The following is a 17,111-nucleotide window of genomic DNA, read 5'->3' as shown; positions in this document are numbered from 1 at the left end:
AAGTAAAACGTAGAGATTGGGTATATGAGTGCCAGCCAGGATAACAATCGACAATATTTTAATCAGGACGTAGAGCCTTTACTGAACACGCCTCAGATGAAGCTAATGCAGGAGGACAGGTTAAAGTCTGTATTGCAATACTTCTACGACAATGTGCCCTTTGATCGTGAAAGAATGGATTTAGCCGGTATCACCCCAGAGAGCATTAAAAGTCTGGATGATTTGGCGAGACGGTTGCCTTTTTGCGGGCAAGCAGACTTCAGAGCGGCCTTTGAGCGTGTAGATAATGACATGTTCAAAGCCTATGAAATCCTGTTCGGTAAGAAACGGATGCAAGACTTGCATTTACTGACGACGACCTCCGGCACCACCGGGGTACCAACGCCCTATCCGGTATTCCACAAGTCGGCAGAAGCGATGGGCGAGATTATGGGGCGCTGGGGTTGGCGCGCGGGTATTCGCAGTGGCGATCGTTTGGCGATCGGTTTTGGCTTAAGCATGCATGCCGCCGGTACGCCGCAAATATACTGGTACAAAAAAATTCCAGGTGTCACTATTATCCCCATCGGAGCGGAAGCGGGTACTGAGCGATTTTTGCAGATGGTTAAACTGTTTAATGTCAATGTCATCACCTGTACACCCTCGTTGGCAATACACCTTATAGAACGTTGTCCCGAAGTGCTGGGCAAACCTATTAAGGCGCTCGGTATAGATAGATTGATTCTTGGTGCTGAGCCGGGAGCGGGCATCCCAGAGGTGAGAGCCCGGTTGGAGAATGAGTATGGCGCTAAAGTATTTGATGTTGGCGCCGGTTATGGCGTTTCCTGCGATTGTGATGAATACCAGGGCATGCACTGGATCGCCGACGATTTTTGTCATTACGAATTGGTGCATCCGGAGACCCACAAACCGGTTGCTATGGAGCATGGTGCTACCGGTATGGCGGTGTTCACGCCGCTAGACCCTGAAGGGGCAATATTTTTTGCTAATCTTCGGGTGACTTTAAATGATATCCATCAGGTGTTTACTGAACCCTGTCCCTGTGGCAATAGCGGGTTTCGATACAAAATCGTCGGTAGGGCCGATGATATGCTCAAGGTTAAGGGTGTACCTGTTTACCCCGCAGCGATACAGGGCGTGATTAATGGCTTTGTGCCGCGTGTTTCTGGCTCTTTTCGAATTGTGCTGGATGAACCACCGCCGCGAGTTGTTCCGCCGTTGAAGCTCAAGATTGAGTATGCACAAGGCATCAAAGAGTCTGAATTGCCAGCGTTGGAGGAGGAGGTGCTTGGCAAGATGCACTCCTTACTTAAGGTTCGACCTACGATTACCTGGCTTTCCCCCAATTCCTTAGAACGAGCATTGAAGAAGACGCAACTGCTGGAGAAGAACTACTAGAGGGCCTATAAGGACTAGCAAAAGTAACGGGGTATAGAATTAACCAAATTCCATTATTCAAATGGAAAGGGCTGTCGTCTTAAGATGACAGCCCTTTTAGCATGAAAAACCGGTATAGTTGGAGGGAGTAAAAAACTATACCAGTACCCCATTATGGGTGAAAAACGAGTAGACACTGCTTCGTAAGCGGCGCTTTTCAACTCCGGTTAAACCAGACGCAACAACAAACTCCAGTGCTTTTTCGGTTAACTCTTCACGACGTTTTTTGCTGGCAAAGCGTTCTCCGGTATCGCGCTTGCGAAGAAAGCAGAAGGCATAAAGTTCATCTGGATCTTTTTCCATAAAGGCGCAAAAAGACTCCAACGCTTCCAGTTTTCCAGGGTCTTCGACAAGGGGGTCGCCTCCCCATTGATCTTTTAACCCCTTGGCCCAAATTTGCACGGTCTCATAGGATTCAATTGGTTTAGAAATCGACATAATTCTATTCTACTAGCCCCAGTTGTTGGCAGAGTCGGCGTACTTCTTCTTTCCTGCCTGGTTTTGGTTCAGGATCTTGTAGCATGCCAGCTTTCTCCAGCTCTTTGACGACTTTTTCATCACGCACAAATGGCGTACTGACGTTGCGTTCATAATAGAGATTTTCGAAGGGTGGCCTAGGCCGTTGACCTGGGTCTTCAAGTGAATATCCTATATTCATGACATAATGCGGTAACCATTCTTTAGGTACACCGAAAGCTTCTTTAGCGACGTCTTCGACCATCACTGAATAGCAGGCTCCCAAGCCCTGGTTGATAGCCATTAGCAGGCCTTGCATTGCGGCACCGCCATCATCCCAGGCCATCATAGCCGGGTAGGTTGGGCTTTCAGAAAGCGGTTTTAGTACTGCGGGCCAAGCGTGTTCTTCCACAAATTTATAGGTCCAGCCGTGGCTGGGGTTACAGGCGTGGACATCGATCAATTCCTTGACGCGATTACCCTTGTCTACAGGGACTACTGTCGGATCTGCAAAGCAATAGATATGAACGGGAGCCAACTCCATCAGTACACCGGTTACTGGTACTTTCAGTCTTTCAAACAACGCGGGATCAAGCTCATCGCGATAGACAACAACAGCTCTAAGCCAGTGGGCATTCATCGCACAGGATGATAGGCGCATTGCTTCAAGAATTTTCTGGATTTTATCCCTTTCTACCGGGCGATCTGGATCGAAAAACCGGGTGGAGCGTCTGTTACCTATTACTTGCTCAAAATTCATTATTTCTCTCCTATCATGCGCCACTTTTTATGCAAGCGCCTAAAGTTCTTTTTGGTTCTAGGTTTCGTGCCAGCGAATACTACTCCACAGGATAAAATTCGTGCAATGGACAGTATACGCCTAGCCAGCCTTTCAAGGGCAATCACACCAAATGAAAGTGATTACGGCAAAGCATAACGATCAGGCTAAATAGGGTAAATGGCGGAATCCTGCAATTCGTGTGCAAAATCTTTCACGGCTACATTTCCTGGTGGAATCGGCAAACAAATTGCCTAATTTGGCCATGTACTCTAATGTCGAACGCCTATAGTATTTTTGTCACTATTTGAGCAGTTCCAGTCAGGGGCTCAGTGATGCGAGGCGCTACGATGGATGACTTCTTGTTGATGGGTGGGGCATGTATAAAGTGCGGACTACGTCGATTTGACAGTCTAGTCGTAGTGGTTTTTGAAGCGACAGTCCGTACCAAAGGCCATATTGAATGAAGTATGTTGCTGTCAACCGTGACACCCGATCTTTTCAGCTTCCGTTGAGCGATATTCAGATACAGCGCCTTACCCAAAATGCTTTTGGTGAAATGCCGCTCAGTTGGCAGCTGATGACAACAGGCAAGTTTAATACAAGTTATCGGATTGAATTTGCGCATCTTCCTACCTGTATTCTTAGGGTGGCCCCATCCTCTGACGTTGTTCTTTTTCGGCATGAAAAGCTACTTTTGCGTCGAGAAAATTTGGTTCAGCAACAGCTGAACAAGATATCTGACAAAGTGCCCGTCAATTTGTATGCGGACTTTAGCCAGGAGTTGATCGCACGCAACTATGTCTTTCAGAATTGCCTGGAGGGTGAACTGTGGGACGCCGTTAAATGCGATTTAACTGCGGATCAAAATGACCATCTCTGGAGAAGCCTTGCGCCAATTGTTCGCGCTATCCATCAACTGGAAGGTGAGTCTTTTGGCTCGCCCTTGTTGAAAGGTAATTACCAATGCTGGAGTGACGCAGTTATAGATTGGGTTGCGGGTATGGTAACGGATATGCAGCGTTATCGACTCAATAGCACCGATGCACAAAGATTTCTTGAGCTAGTTATATTAGGGCGAGGTTTACTTGATGATGTGAAGCGTCCAACCTTGGTGCATGGCGATCTCTGGCAAAAAAATATCCTAATTACTCGCCATCATGGTGAAGTGCAAATCAGTGGGATATTGGATGCGGAACGTGCTTTTTGGGGGGAGCCACTGGCTGAGTGGATTTTTTCCTTTTTGGAAATACCTCCGGGCTTTTGGGGAATATATGGTGCGTTACCAAAAGATCATTCCGCTGTTTTTAGAAAAAGCGTATACGAGGGCAGGGGTGCTCTTCAGCTCTGTTTGGAAGCGTGGCGATTTAATTTTGATAGCGGTTTTGCCGAAAAAAACCTTCATCAAGTCATCAGGAAACTGGAGCGGCAGCTTGGATTAAAAAAGCTGGAACCAGCAGCCTGACAACTGAGAACGGCTGGGCAGCATTGGCTTGATATCCGTGATCAATATTAATTATACAAACATCTGTTATTTCTAATGCCAGTTCTACGGATTTCCGAAGGGTAGGTTGAGTAAAAATTTATGTGTTCGTCCTTATATCCTCGCACATGGTGAGATTGTCCATAGGGTAGATGAAGCTTGATAGAGAGGCGCTACAGAGGTTTGCCTACAAGGGGGAGTACACCCAGACTATACGGTGAAAAATATCTCGAAATTTGTTGTGTGGTTAAATCGATAGCACAGTTAATGCGTGCTCATGAATATTTCGCTTTGAAAGTTTGGCCAATCGCGAGAACGTTAGGGGTATCTATAGAGGAATTTTTGATTTGTTTAAAGGCTGATGGCTTGGCAATTTTGCCCGGATAAAACCAACACTGAACATGGCTGTAAATTATTGAGACGACTCCTCAAATAGGAATAAAAATGACCGCTACGATTATGTGTACCCATATTGATCATCCGCAACATGGGTAGGAATTTGCCCCCATAAAAATGGATACGTTTATCAGAGGTGCGGGAAAAATAGTTTGGCAGAGTGGTACCCTGTATAGGCAGGCAATAGAATAATGGATGCATGTTTCGTTTGTAGCGGTAGAGTTCAAAATATATTGGTTTGTAACTCTTAGCAGTTATAAGCTCTGGTGATCAATCGGTCCGTTGAAGTCTAGGCCAGCCATCTTAATGCCACGCTCGAAATCAACCATATGTTTTCGCATCCACTCTTCGGCGGTTTTTTTATCGCCTTGGCAGATGGCTTCGTACATACGGGTATGGCAATCGAGAATACGCCCGCCAGGGTGCATGCGATCAATGACGGCTTTGAACGCGGGATAGAAGAGTTGATTCAGGGGTTCGCGCGCCATTAACAACGCGTTGTTGCAGGTTGCCTGGGCGATCAAATTGTGGAATTCGATTTCCGCCTCCAGTAACTCTTTGGTGTCCGATTTAGCCGCAGCAGTTTGTTCTAAATTGGTGGCGAGTTTTTCCTTTAGTTCGGTAGAAATGCTCTCGCAGGCTAGCCCTGCAGCCAAGGGTTCGAGGCCCATCGCAATCTGCCACAATTCTTTAAAAGTGACTTCGTGCATGAGCATGGCAGTGCTTAGCGAATTACTGGCGGATTCCTTACTGGGCAGGCAAACGACTAAGCGTTTGCGGTCAGCGCGGCCGATCAGGCCACCATATTCAAGCAACCGTATGGCTTCGCGGATGGTGGTGCGGGTGACGCCGAACTGTTCGGCCAGATCCATTTCGGTAGGGAGTAATTCGCCAGCTTTTAATTCGCCGTTGATTATGGCGCTACGAATTTTTTGGCTCACCGCTTGGTAAGCGGGCGCACGGTTGAGTTTTTGAAATTTGCCATCGGCTAAGGTGTCAGTCATTTTGTTCATCAGATACATGCAAGTTTTGAATAGTGACTATCTTAGTGCAATCCATAAGCAATTGAAATGTTATCGTATTGACACATTGTCAGACAATATGTCAATATTGGCAAAATTTCAACCAAAGTATGTTTAGAAAGCGCGTCTTCTCGTTAGTTGTGGATTTATACTTTGCTGCAATGAGTTTCGCGCAATCACGGGGAACACTAGGAATTGCCAATGGGACAGAGTAAAGCGGTGACGACAAACGATACTTTAAGGCGACAAACTGTACCATTTCGGTTTATCACAGCGGCTAGTCTGTTTGATGGTCACGATGCTTCTATCAATATCATGCGCCGAATTCTGCAATCGGCAGGTGTTGAGGTTATTCACCTAGGACACAATCGTTCGGTGGCGGAAGTAGTGCAATCTGCACTGCAGGAAGATGTACAGGGAATTGCCATCAGTTCCTACCAGGGCGGCCATGTCGAATACTTTAAATATATGATCGACCTGCTCAAGCAAAACGACGCCAGCCATATTCAGGTATTCGGTGGCGGTGGTGGTGTGATCGTGCCGGAAGAAATCAAAGAGCTGGAAAGCTATGGTGTTTCGCGTATTTACTCGCCGCAGGACGGGCAGCAGCTGGGTCTGCGCGGTATGATCGATGATATGTTGTCGCGCTGTTGTTTGGGTAGTAACGACAAAGCTATCTCCTCACTGGAAATGCTTGAACAGGGCGATCGAAATTTGCTGGCACGAACTATTACTGCTATCGAGCGTGGCGAGTTGAATGATGCTCAATCGCAGGCGCTGACGCAGCGCGCCGCCAAGACCACAGTGCCAGTGCTGGGAATTACCGGAACCGGTGGTGCCGGTAAATCCTCCTTGACTGATGAGTTGGTTCGTCGCTTTCGCTTGGACACGGGCGATGCGATTAAAATTGCCGTGCTGGCGATTGATCCCACCCGTCGTAAAACCGGTGGTGCGCTGCTGGGTGATCGCATTCGGATGAATGCCATTTATCATCCGAACCTTTATATGCGCTCCATTGGCACACGTTCTTCTTCTGGTGAAATTCCAAAATCATTGGTACAAATTATCGACGCCACCAAATTGGCAGGGTTTGATTTGATCATCGTCGAAACCCCCGGCATTGGCCAGGGTGATGCTGGTATTGTCCCATTTGTCGATGTGCCACTCTACGTTATGACACCGGAATTTGGGGCGCAGAGCCAGCTGGAAAAAATCGACATGCTGGATTTTGCTGAGCTAGTGGTGATCAATAAGTTTGACCGTAAAGGCAGTGAAGATGCCTATCGTGACGTATCAAAACAGGTGCAGCGCAACCGCGAAGCTTTCTCGCAAACACCGGATGAAATGCCGGTGTTTGGTACTATCGCTGCGCACTTTAATGACGACGGCGTGACTGCTGCCTACCAGTCGTTGCTGTCAGTCTTGCGCAATAAAGGCATACGTGAATTTGACAGTCTCTTGCCTCAGGTGAAGGTTAAAACATCCTCCGAACGATCCGCTATAGTACCGGTCCATCGGCAACGCTATCTGGCTGAAATCGCTGAGTCCGTGCGTGGTTATCACGGCACGGTGGCGAAGCAGGTGAAGTTAGCGCGGGAGCGGCAGCAGCTCGTGGAATCCAGCCGTATGCTGCGCGAATCCGGCGGGCAGGCAACCAGTCTTGAGGCGCTGATTCAAGCTCGCGAAGAGGAAATGGATTCACGCGCACGCAAATTGATCGATAGCTGGCCCGCCACAAAACAGGCTTATAAAGCCGAGGCATATGTGGAGAAAATCGGTAGTCGGGAGATCAGTTTTCAGTTAACCCGCACCAGTTTGTCGGGCAATAAAATTGCACGGGTGGCAGTACCAGATTTTGAAGATCACGGTGAGTTGCTGAAATGGCTGCTACTGGAAAATTTGCCGGGGCGTTTTCCCTACACCGCCGGCGTCTTTTCTTTTAAGCGTGAGGGGGAAGATCCGGCGCGCATGTTCGCGGGGGAGGGCGATGCATTTCGTACCAATCGACGCTTTAAGAAACTGTCTGAACATTCTGAGGCGAAACGACTATCGACCGCGTTTGACTCCGTGACACTCTATGGTTGCGACCCCGGAGAGCGCCCCGATATTTACGGCAAAGTCGGTAATGCGGGCGTTTCCATTGCAACCCTGGATGATATGAAAGCACTCTATGACGGCTTTGACCTCTGCGATCCGAGAACCTCGGTTTCCATGACTATCAATGGGCCCGCGCCGACTATATTGGCGATGTTCTTGAATACAGCCATTGACCAAAAAATAGAGCGTTTCAAAGAAGAGAATCAGCGTGATCCTAATCAATCCGAATTAGCACAGCTCAAGACAACGGCCTTGGAACAGGTGCGCGGAACGGTGCAGGCGGATATTTTGAAGGAAGATCAGGGCCAGAATACCTGCATCTTCTCGACCGAATTCAGTCTGCGGATGATGGGCGATATTCAGCAGTATTTTATCGATCACCGGGTTAATAATTTCTACTCTGTGTCCATCTCCGGCTATCATATTGCAGAGGCGGGAGCGAACCCTATCACGCAACTGGCGCTGACACTGGCTAATGGTTTTACCTATGTAGAGACCTATCTGGCGCGCGGCATGCACATTGATGATTTTGCTGGCAACCTGTCCTTCTTTTTTTCCAACGGTATGGATCCTGAATACACTGTAATGGGTCGTGTGGCGCGACGGATTTGGGCGGTTGCCATGCGTTTCAAGTATGGCGCGAATAGCCGCAGTCAACGGTTGAAATATCATATTCAAACCTCCGGGCGTTCGTTGCACGCACAGGAAATGGATTTCAACGATATTCGCACCACGCTACAGGCGCTGATCGCTATTTATGACAACTGTAATAGTCTGCACACCAACGCCTACGACGAGGCCATTACTACCCCCACGGAAGAATCAGTGCGACGAGCAATGGCGATTCAGCTCATCATTAATAAAGAGTGGGGGCTGGCTAATAATGAAAACCCCAACCAGGGCGCCTTTATCATGGATGAATTGACTAATCTGGTGGAAGAGGCTGTGCTTGTGGAGTTCGATAAAATTTCCGAACGCGGTGGCGTGTTGGGAGCGATGGAAACCGGCTACCAGCGTGGAAAAATTCAAGAGGAATCCATGTTTTATGAGCATAAAAAGCATGATGGAAGCTTGCCCATTATTGGCGTGAATACTTTCTTAGGGAAACCACAGCCAGAGAGCGTCAGTATCGAATTGGCACGCTCCACCGAAGATGAAAAACAAAACCAGATAAAACGCTTGGGTGAATTTCAGCAGTCTCATGAAACGGAATCGGAGCAGGCGCTAGCCAGTCTGAAGCAGGTGCTGATGGATGGTGGCAACGGCTTCGAAGCGTTAATGGAGGCGGTAAAATTTTGTTCCCTTGGTCAGATTACGGAAATGTTATTTGAAGTGGGCGGTCAATACAGGCGAAATATGTAACGGCTGTTTAGCCGGACAATGACAAATTTAGGAATCAATCATGACAGATGAAGCAGTTGTAATTGTTAGTGGCGCACGTACACCTATAGGTAATTTTCAGGGCGTTTTCTCCGAAATGAGCGCGCCGCAACTGGGGGCTGTCGCAACCAAAGAAGCCTTGGCGCGAGCTGGGCTAAACACCGAGCAGATTGAAGAGTTAATCTTTGGCTGCGTGCTTCCCGCTGGCTTGGCTCAGGCGCCTGCTCGGCAGGTGGCGCTGGGCGCTGGTCTCGATATCAGCACGCAATGCACTACTGTCAATAAGATGTGTGGTTCTGGCATGAAGGCGGTGATGTTGGCCCATGATCAAATTAAAGTGGGCAGCTGTAATGTGGCGATTGCTGGCGGCATGGAGAATATGACCTTGGCGCCTTACCTGGTTCCCAAAGCACGCGGGGGTTTACGCCTCGGTCATGGCGAACTCAAAGACCATATGTTTTATGATGGTCTGGAAGATGCTTATAGCGGGCGTCTTATGGGCAGTTTTGCCCAGGATGTTGCCGATAAAGAGGGTTTAACTCGGCAACAGATGGATGATTACGCCGTTGTCTCGTTGCAGCGAGCGCAGGCGGCGATAGTTAATGGGTATTTCGGTGACGAAATAGCCTCGGTAACGGTCACTTCACGCAAAGGCGATGTTGTGGTCGCTGAAGATGAATTACCGAAAGTTGCCAACATTGAAAAGATTCCGACACTCAAACCGGCCTTTAAGAAAGACGGTACCATCACCGCAGCCAATTCCAGCGCCATTTCTGATGGCGCGGCATCTCTCGTGCTAACCACAGAATCCCATGCCAAGGTACTGGGCTTGCAGCCAATGGCGCGGATTGTTGCGCATTCCACCCACGCCCAAGCCCCCAGTGAGTTTTCGCTTGCCCCCGGTGGTGCAATTCGAAAAGTGCTGGATCGGGCTGGTTGGGACGCCCAAGAGGTAGACCTTTATGAGATCAATGAAGCTTTCGCTATGGTTGCATTGCTGGCAATACGCGAATTCAGCTTGGATCAGGGCAAGGTCAATATTCATGGTGGCGCTTGTGCCCTCGGACACCCGGTCGGTGCTTCCGGTGCGCGCATTATTGTCACGCTCATGTACGCGCTGAAGCGGTTGCAGCAGCAAAAGGGGGTTGCCAGCCTATGTATTGGCGGCGGTGAAGCGACTGCCGTTGCGATAGAGATGCTTTGATGGATCTCAATTTCACTGAAGAACAAAGTATGATTCAGGACATGGCGCGCCGCTTTGCCGAGGCGGAACTGGCACCTGTGGCTGAACAGATTGATCAACAGGGCGACCGAACGAGTTTTTTGCATAACTTGAAGGAGCTGGCTGCTTTAGGCTTTATGGGGCTGAATATTCGTGCAGACTATGGCGGCGCGGAAACCGGTACTATCGCGTTTAGCTTGGCGATTACAGAAATTGCCAAAGCTTGTGCTTCGACCGCTGTCACTATGTCAGTCAATAATATGGTGGCAGAAGTTATCCAGGCGATTGCCAGCGACGAACAGAAACAAACCTATCTCCCCAAAATATGCAGTGGTGAATATCCGGCTGCGGCGTTTTGCCTTTCCGAAAGCGGTGCTGGTTCTGACCCCGCTGGTATGAAAACAAGAGCGGTTAAAGAGGGCAAAAACTGGGTGTTGAATGGTTCCAAAATGTGGATCACCAGCGCTGAATATGCCGGTGTTTTTGTGGTGTGGGCTGTGACCGATCCGTCCCAGCCGAAGGGCAAAGGTATTTCCTGCTTTTTGGTGGAAGCTACTACCCCCGGCATTAGCATTGGCAAAACAGAAGCGAAAATGGGGCAGCGTGGCTCCGCGACCAACAGCGTAACCTTTGAAGATTGTCGAATTCCCGAAAGCGCTTTGATGGGTAAATTGAATGATGGCTATCAAATCGCCATTCAAGAGTTGGCCGGTGGGCGTATCGGTATCGGTTCGCTCGCGTTAGGTGTTGCGCTAGCAGCAATGGATTTTAGCCGCGCCTACATTGCCGAGCGCAAACAGTTTGGCAAAGCGATCAGCGAGTTTCAAGGTATTCAATGGATGCTGGCTGACGCCTATACAGAGTTGGAAGCAGCCCGTTTGTTATTGATGAATGCTGCCTTTGCAAAGCAGCAAGCTAAACCCTTTATGAAGCAGGCGGCGATGGCAAAAGTTTATGCCACGGAAGCGGCCAATCGAGCCTGCTATACCGCGCTTCAATTGATGGGTGGTGTCGGTTATACGCAGGAATATCCGTTGGAACGTTATGCGCGTGATGCGCGTGTCACCACAATTTACGAAGGCACTAGCGAAATACAACGCGTTATTATTGCGCGGGAATTGTTGCGGGAATTATAAGTTTTATACCTAATAAGTGTTTAATTAAATTATTTTCGAGGTTGATAATGCAAATAAAAGACAAAGTGGCGATAGTCACGGGTGGCGCATCGGGCTTGGGTCGTGCCACAGCAGAGGCGTTAATCAAAGCCGGTTTAAAGGTCGCGATATTTGATTTAAATAATGACGAAGGCGAGAAATTTGTTGCCGCTCAGGGTGATGATAAAGCGCTCTACGTTGCCGTCAATGTAACGGATGTCGAATCAGTGCAGGCCGGTATCGACCAGGCGCTAGCAAAATTTGGAGCACTGCATATCTGTGTGAACTGTGCGGGAATTGCGCCTGCGAAAAAAATCCTGGATAGAGAAGGGCAGGCGATGCCGCTGGAGGATTTTAACAAAGTGATTCAGGTTAACCTGATTGGTAGTTTCAATCTGGCCAGATTATCGGCACAACAATTTGCTAAAAATGAACCGATGGGTGAAGCCCTTGAACGTGGTTTGATTATCAACACCGCATCCGTAGCAGCCTATGAAGGTCAAGTTGGGCAGTGCGCCTATGCTGCCAGTAAAGCAGGTATCGTCGGGCTTGGGTTGCCAATGGCGCGCGATCTAGCGCCACTGGGTATTCGCGTCAACACCATCGCTCCCGGCATTATGGGCACACCTATGTTGCTCGCTATGCCGGAAAATGTGCAGCAGAGCTTAGTGGCGAATGTGCAGTTTCCAAAACGTTTGGGGTTGCCCAACGAATTTGCTAAGTTGGTGATACATATTGCCGAGAATGCCTATCTGAATGCCGAAACCATTCGCCTGGATGGTGCGTTGCGGATGCAGCCTAGATAATGATCTGGGAGGCTAGCTCTGTCTGCCAGATGTCGGAGGTAACGATTTTAGGCGACCTTGGTAATTTCTTCTATTTGATAGTGCTGGGAAGCGTTAATATGTCGTTCATGAATCGAAAATTGTTAACCCTACACTACCATTAGGTCGGCCATGCTAAGGCTATTATTTCTCGCACTTTTGCTGCCAAACGTACTGTATGCCCAGTCGCAGTTTGATCTGGATTATCTGGTTGAATTACAACCCAAGCAAGATCAAGCCCTAGTCACAGTGAAAATCGGTGTCGGTGCTGAGTTAATTTCGCGGCTGCGCTTTCGACTCAAGCCGGGTATCCACACTTTTTTAAGTGCTGAGGGTAAATTTTCAAAAGCAAAAAACAGCGTCGTTTGGACTCCGCCGGAAAATGGTGGCGCGATAGTTTTCTCCAGCAAAATAACGCATGATCGTGGTAATGGCGCCTTCGATGCGATGGTGGCCGAAAGCTGGGCTATTTTTCGTGGTGATGATTTGATCCCTGCGGTTAATATGCGTGCCAAAAAAGGCGCGAATTCAAGCGCTAAATTGCAGTTTAAACTGCCTGCCGGTTGGCAAAGAACAGAAACAGGATGGCCGCGCGTTTCGAAAGATGTCTATTTAATCGATAACCCAGAGCGCCGATTTGATCGGCCAGTGGGTTGGATGATTGCCGGTGATTTCGGTAGTCGCGCGGAGCAATTCGGTGAAACCCGTGTCGTAGTTGCCGCACCGAAGGGACAGCGCTTACATCGCATGGATGTAGTTACTTTTTTTGGATGGGTTTGGTCCGAACTGAAAAGCGCATTTGGCGATAGTCCAGAGAAACTTTTGATTGTCGGGGCAGAAGACCCGATGTGGCGTGGTGGCTTGTCCGGTCCTAATTCATTATTTCTACATGCCGACCGACCCTTAGTCAGCGAGAACGGCACCAGTGCTTTGTTGCATGAACTGGTACACAGTTTCACCCGCATTCGAGGCGATAAAAAGGATGACTGGATTGCTGAAGGTTTGGCGGAATTCTACGCCATTGAATTACTCTATCGATCGGGTGGAATTACCGACGAACGCTATCAACGCATATGTACTTGGCTGGAACAATGGTCACAGGGTGTAAAAAAATTACGGCTAGCACGATCCAGCGGAAAAACCACAGCTGCCGCTGTTTTGCTACTGCAAGACCTGGATAAAGAAATCCAGATTACGACAAAACAGGAAAAATCACTCGATGATGTAACTCGAATGCTAATAAAAAAACGCGTGGTCTCATTGAAAGATTTACGTGAAGTTGCGCGAGAAGTGATGGGTCGCAAATCTATGGTGTTGCAATCGGGTTTATTGGGTGCCTAACAGGTTGCTTTACCCATCCTTAAGAACGAGTCGATCGTCAATACCACACTTCATATTCGGGCGTATTTATTTTCCGGATACAAGCCATAATTACTTTTTCTGCATGGATATTTGGTTACATAGACCGGGCAAAAATAAAATCTGCTACTCGCTCGTCTCCATCCCGTTCAGCGCCATGTTGCGTTTACTTACAATATCCGCTTGCGAGCGCGTTTGATTGATCACCAACTGGCCTTTGGTGCTAAAGGTAATGCCCGCCGCATTGGCTTCATCGGTGTCGATATGCATTTCGGTGACGTAGGTATTTTTCACACGAATGAGTGTATTGGAAAAAGCGACTCCCCGTTCGCCGTTGCCCAGTTGAACATCAACGTAATCGCCGTCTTGGAGGCCCATTTTTAAAGCATCCTCCTGGCTCATGTGGATATGCCGAGCGGCAATAATCAACCCGTTGGTCTCCAGTTCTCCGGCCGGGCCTCGTAGTTTGACTATGGGGGTGTGTTCCAGTTTTCCGGAGGGTCGCACCGGGGCTTCGAGTCCCAGTGTAAACGTGTCGGTTTTCGAAACTTCTATTTGGGTTTGATCCCTTGTGGGCCCAAGGATTCGCACATGTTTCAGGGTTCCCTTCGGGCCAATTACCTCAACAGTTTCTTCAGCGGCCCAGGCCTCGGGTTGGGTCAGGGTGCGTGCTTTGCTGAGTTGGTATTCCTTGCCAAACAGCTTGATAACAGCTGCGTCAGAAAGGTGCACATGCCGGGCGGATACGGCGACTGGAATATGCCAGCTATTGGGTTGGGGGTTGCTAGGTTTCGCCCGGGTGAGGATATGTTTCACTTCCTGAGCGATCATATTCTGCTCACAGGTTTGAGTGACAATGACTTTAATACGCGAATCAAAGGATTGTATTTGTGGTGCTTCGTAGCCTTTAAGTTTGATTGCTTGGTTGATGTCGTCATCCAAATGCAGGCCAAGGAATTCAAATTTGTCGCAGATACGGCGGCGCATCGAGGCAGAATTTTCCCCCACCCCTCCGGTAAAGGCGATGACATCTAAGCCACCCATGGCGGCGGCATAGGCGCCAATATATTTACGGACCCGGTAGGCGTAAACGTTCAATGCCAATTGTGCATCGGTATTGCCTTCGGCCGCCATTTGCTCGACATCGCGCATGTCTTCGGTGCCGGCCAGCGCTTTCAAGCCACTTGCTGAGTACAGTTGTTTTTCCACCATTTCGGCAGTTAGCCCTAATTCCCGCGAGAGATAGGCAAAGAGCCCTGGGTCGACATCGCCAGAACGGGTTCCCATGACCAAACCTTCCAGTGGTGTCATACCCATGGACGTGTCAATTGAAAAGCCACGGTTGATTGCGCAAACGCTGGCACCGTTGCCTAGATGGCAGCTAATGATTTGTAAATCCGTTACCGGCCGATGCAGTTCTTTTGCTACTCGCAGGCCAACGTACTTGTGGGAAGTACCATGAAAACCGTAACGGCGCAGACCTTTATCTCGCCATTCTTTAGGCACCGCATAGGTGTAAGCGCGGTCAGGAATAGTATGATGAAACGCCGTATCGAATACGGCAACTTGCGGTAAGTTAGGCCAAAGGTCACGGCTACGGGTGATTGCCAATAGGTTTGCCGGATTGTGCAAAGGGGCTAGTGGCGTACATGCTTTGATAAAGGCTAATACCTCTTCGTCAATCAGGGTGGCATCATGGAAACGGTCGCCTCCGTGGGCGACGCGATGGCCGACCGCGTCGAAAACATCAAAACCGAACTCATTTAAAATGCTGGGAACAGCAGCAATCGCATCTGCCAGGTTTGCCAGCGACTCCTTCCGGTGCCCAGGCTTTCCCTGCTCACCTCCGGCACGATAGTGTAGGATACAGCCACCATCTTTAAAACGTTCGAACTCCCCCTTAAATACTCGACTATCTTCTTTGCTCATATCAAAAACACCGAATTTGAGGGAAGAACTACCGGCGTTGAATACCACTATTTTCATCTGTTGCTCGCTTTGATGCCAGTTATTGCTGGCTGAGTTATTTGGTGTATTCTATTGAGATTATATGACAATTTTTTGAGTTTCCTCAGTTACGGGGAGGCAAGAATCATGGGTATGAAGGAGGGTTCAAGGAACAGCCGATCATTTAATCAGCAGTGCATAAACCCCCTGCGTGGCTATAAAAATACAACTATAAAAAGCGTTTAAGTTGTTGGCGAATATACTGGTTTTCTCTTTGCAGTGACTCCTTTTGTTGCAACAAATCAATCACCATAGCAACGGCAACCCAGTCAATCTCCAAGTCTTGATGTAAGCGGATGGCCTTTTTTAGCCAGTGGACGCTGGTGGAATCGAACACCCAGTTTACCAGGTCTTCACCTTCAACCGGTTCCGCTACTCCTGACTCGACCGCGGCTAAAATCATTTCTTCTGTTATGCTTTCAGTCAGACACAGCTCGCTGGCTGAAACAGTTAATAATATCTCGGTCATTTTAATTACTCCACGCTGCTCGGGGGTCAAAGCTGGCTGAGCTTGCCAGTTTTTTCCAGAGCTGTTCAGTCGCTTCATTGGTAGTCGGGGGCATCACTATTTTTACGATGGCATATAGGTCACCCATCCCCGTTTTGGTCGGTAGCCCCTTGCCTTTGATACGCAACTTCTGGCCGGATTGGGCATTGGGTTTAATAGTCAGATTGATCTTGCCGGTTAAGGTCGGCACCGTGACTTTGGCACCCAATGCGGCTTCCCAAGGTGAGAGGGGAAGAGTAATGAGCAGGTTATGGCCTTGTATATCAAAAAGGGGGTGTGGGACTAGGCGAATGTGTAGGTAGAGGTCTCCGTTTGTGGCGTTTCCCTGTCCCGGTGCGCCTTGACCTTTAATTCGAATTCGTTCTCCATCCGTGACACCTTTGGGTATCTTCACGTTTAAACTTTTTTTAATTTGTCTGACCTGGCCATCCTCGAAAACAGGTATATGATAGGTAACTTGTTTGGATTCTTCTGTCAGCGTATCTTCCAGAAAAATCGGCATTTCAAGCTCCAGGTCTCGTCCTCTGAAGCCGAAATTGCCTTCAGACTGCGCGCCGCGATGCTCAGCACCCGCCCGACCAAAGATGGAGTTAAAGAAATCTGAAAACTCCTGATCAGAGAATGAATTTGTCTTGTTTGTGTTGTGCCAACCGGGAGGAGGTTCAAATCCTGCCCCAGCTTTACCACCATACTGCCTCAGCTCGTCGTACTCAGCCCGGCGTTCGGCATCTTTCAGTACTTCATAAGCTTCTGCAACCTCCTTAAATTTATCTTCAGCGCCGGCTTCGGGATTTACGTCAGGGTGGTACTTGCGTGCCAGCCGCCGGTAAGCCATTTTGATATCTTTGCTTTCCGCATCCGGCTCAACGCCGAGTATCTGATAATAGTCTTTAAATTGCATAAGGTTATCCAACGTAAAATGGCAATCGATCACAGCACTGAAGGCTGCATGATATCTCAAACAATGCCGCAGCCAGCAGGTCAGATA

Annotated in this window: 13 protein-coding genes; 7 read left to right on the top strand and 6 right to left on the bottom strand. The window is 48.7% G+C overall.

Going from position 1 to position 17,111, the window contains the following annotated elements; translation table 11 throughout:
* Positions 1 to 24 precede the first annotated feature (24 nt).
* Complete coding sequence (locus H6995_08340) at positions 25 to 1,398, top strand: phenylacetate--CoA ligase family protein (GenBank protein MCP5215003.1); 1,374 nt, start codon at positions 25 to 27, stop codon at positions 1,396 to 1,398.
* 135 nt (positions 1,399 to 1,533) lie between these two features.
* On the opposite strand, the gene H6995_08335 is transcribed toward H6995_08340, so the two are convergent.
* Both H6995_08335 and H6995_08330 read right to left on the bottom strand, forming a co-directional pair.
* Positions 1,534 to 1,875, bottom strand: a complete 342-nt coding sequence (locus tag H6995_08335) for a hypothetical protein (protein MCP5215002.1) — start codon at positions 1,873 to 1,875, stop codon at positions 1,534 to 1,536.
* 4 nt (positions 1,876 to 1,879) lie between these two features.
* On the bottom strand, positions 1,880 to 2,653 hold the full coding sequence (locus tag H6995_08330) for a nitroreductase family protein (GenBank protein ID MCP5215001.1): 774 nt from the start codon (positions 2,651 to 2,653) through the stop codon (positions 1,880 to 1,882).
* 481 nt (positions 2,654 to 3,134) lie between these two features.
* Between H6995_08330 and H6995_08325 the strand changes: the two genes are divergently transcribed.
* Entirely contained in the window at positions 3,135 to 4,136 is a 1,002-nt protein-coding gene (locus H6995_08325) for a phosphotransferase (protein ID MCP5215000.1), read from the top strand.
* Between the two features lie 668 nt (positions 4,137 to 4,804).
* Here H6995_08325 and H6995_08320 read toward each other — a convergent pair.
* Positions 4,805 to 5,554 (bottom strand): FadR family transcriptional regulator, encoded by a 750-nt coding sequence (locus H6995_08320; protein MCP5214999.1) that lies wholly within the window; start codon positions 5,552 to 5,554, stop codon positions 4,805 to 4,807.
* 219 nt (positions 5,555 to 5,773) lie between these two features.
* Here H6995_08320 and H6995_08315 point away from each other — a divergent pair, with 219 nt between their 5' ends.
* The 5 genes from H6995_08315 to H6995_08295 all read left to right on the top strand — a co-directional run bounded on the left by H6995_08315 (position 5,774) and on the right by H6995_08295 (position 13,590).
* Positions 5,774 to 9,031 carry a methylmalonyl-CoA mutase family protein gene (locus H6995_08315; GenBank protein ID MCP5214998.1) on the top strand — a complete coding sequence of 1,086 codons (3,258 nt, stop codon included), beginning with the start codon at positions 5,774 to 5,776 and terminating at the stop codon, positions 9,029 to 9,031.
* 40 nt (positions 9,032 to 9,071) lie between these two features.
* Complete coding sequence (locus tag H6995_08310; protein MCP5214997.1) at positions 9,072 to 10,253, top strand: acetyl-CoA C-acyltransferase; 1,182 nt, start codon at positions 9,072 to 9,074, stop codon at positions 10,251 to 10,253.
* On the top strand, positions 10,253 to 11,407 hold the full coding sequence (locus H6995_08305; GenBank protein MCP5214996.1) for an acyl-CoA dehydrogenase family protein: 1,155 nt from the start codon (positions 10,253 to 10,255) through the stop codon (positions 11,405 to 11,407). The genes H6995_08310 and H6995_08305 overlap by 1 nt, the downstream gene beginning before the upstream one ends.
* A gap of 47 nt (positions 11,408 to 11,454) precedes the next feature.
* Complete coding sequence (locus H6995_08300; GenBank protein ID MCP5214995.1) at positions 11,455 to 12,231, top strand: 3-hydroxyacyl-CoA dehydrogenase; 777 nt, start codon at positions 11,455 to 11,457, stop codon at positions 12,229 to 12,231.
* A 150-nt stretch (positions 12,232 to 12,381) separates the two neighbouring features.
* On the top strand, positions 12,382 to 13,590 hold the full coding sequence (locus H6995_08295; protein MCP5214994.1) for a hypothetical protein: 1,209 nt from the start codon (positions 12,382 to 12,384) through the stop codon (positions 13,588 to 13,590).
* Positions 13,591 to 13,734: 144 nt separating this feature from the next.
* Here the strand turns inward: H6995_08295 and H6995_08290 are convergent, their stop codons facing one another.
* The 3 genes from H6995_08290 to cbpA form a co-directional block, all read right to left on the bottom strand.
* Positions 13,735 to 15,594 (bottom strand): acetate/propionate family kinase, encoded by a 1,860-nt coding sequence (locus H6995_08290; protein MCP5214993.1) that lies wholly within the window; start codon positions 15,592 to 15,594, stop codon positions 13,735 to 13,737.
* A gap of 190 nt (positions 15,595 to 15,784) precedes the next feature.
* Positions 15,785 to 16,084: a chaperone modulatory protein CbpM gene (locus tag H6995_08285; protein MCP5214992.1), complete on the bottom strand. Its 300-nt coding sequence runs from the start codon at positions 16,082 to 16,084 to the stop codon at positions 15,785 to 15,787.
* A 1-nt stretch (position 16,085) separates the two neighbouring features.
* Positions 16,086 to 17,024 (bottom strand): curved DNA-binding protein, encoded by a 939-nt coding sequence (cbpA, locus tag H6995_08280; protein ID MCP5214991.1) that lies wholly within the window; start codon positions 17,022 to 17,024, stop codon positions 16,086 to 16,088.
* Between the last annotated feature and the right edge of the window lie 87 nt (positions 17,025 to 17,111).

Source organism: Pseudomonadales bacterium (assembly GCA_024234615.1).
In the GTDB taxonomy this organism is placed as follows: Bacteria; Pseudomonadota; Gammaproteobacteria; order Pseudomonadales; family IMCC2047; genus JAJFKB01.
The sequence above is the reverse complement of the archived record's forward strand: the minus strand, read 5'-3'. Positions and strand labels throughout refer to the sequence as shown.

Coding starts and splice junctions, on each gene's coding strand:
- H6995_08340 (MCP5215003.1), top strand. CDS start 25: ATGAGTGCCAGCCAGGATAACAATCGACAATATTTTAATCAGGACGTA.
- H6995_08335 (MCP5215002.1), bottom strand. CDS start 1,875: ATGTCGATTTCTAAACCAATTGAATCCTATGAGACCGTGCAAATTTGG.
- H6995_08330 (MCP5215001.1), bottom strand. CDS start 2,653: ATGAATTTTGAGCAAGTAATAGGTAACAGACGCTCCACCCGGTTTTTC.
- H6995_08325 (MCP5215000.1), top strand. CDS start 3,135: ATGAAGTATGTTGCTGTCAACCGTGACACCCGATCTTTTCAGCTTCCG.
- H6995_08320 (MCP5214999.1), bottom strand. CDS start 5,554: ATGACTGACACCTTAGCCGATGGCAAATTTCAAAAACTCAACCGTGCG.
- H6995_08315 (MCP5214998.1), top strand. CDS start 5,774: ATGGGACAGAGTAAAGCGGTGACGACAAACGATACTTTAAGGCGACAA.
- H6995_08310 (MCP5214997.1), top strand. CDS start 9,072: ATGACAGATGAAGCAGTTGTAATTGTTAGTGGCGCACGTACACCTATA.
- H6995_08305 (MCP5214996.1), top strand. CDS start 10,253: ATGGATCTCAATTTCACTGAAGAACAAAGTATGATTCAGGACATGGCG.
- H6995_08300 (MCP5214995.1), top strand. CDS start 11,455: ATGCAAATAAAAGACAAAGTGGCGATAGTCACGGGTGGCGCATCGGGC.
- H6995_08295 (MCP5214994.1), top strand. CDS start 12,382: ATGCTAAGGCTATTATTTCTCGCACTTTTGCTGCCAAACGTACTGTAT.
- H6995_08290 (MCP5214993.1), bottom strand. CDS start 15,594: ATGAAAATAGTGGTATTCAACGCCGGTAGTTCTTCCCTCAAATTCGGT.
- H6995_08285 (MCP5214992.1), bottom strand. CDS start 16,084: ATGACCGAGATATTATTAACTGTTTCAGCCAGCGAGCTGTGTCTGACT.
- cbpA (MCP5214991.1), bottom strand. CDS start 17,024: ATGCAATTTAAAGACTATTATCAGATACTCGGCGTTGAGCCGGATGCG.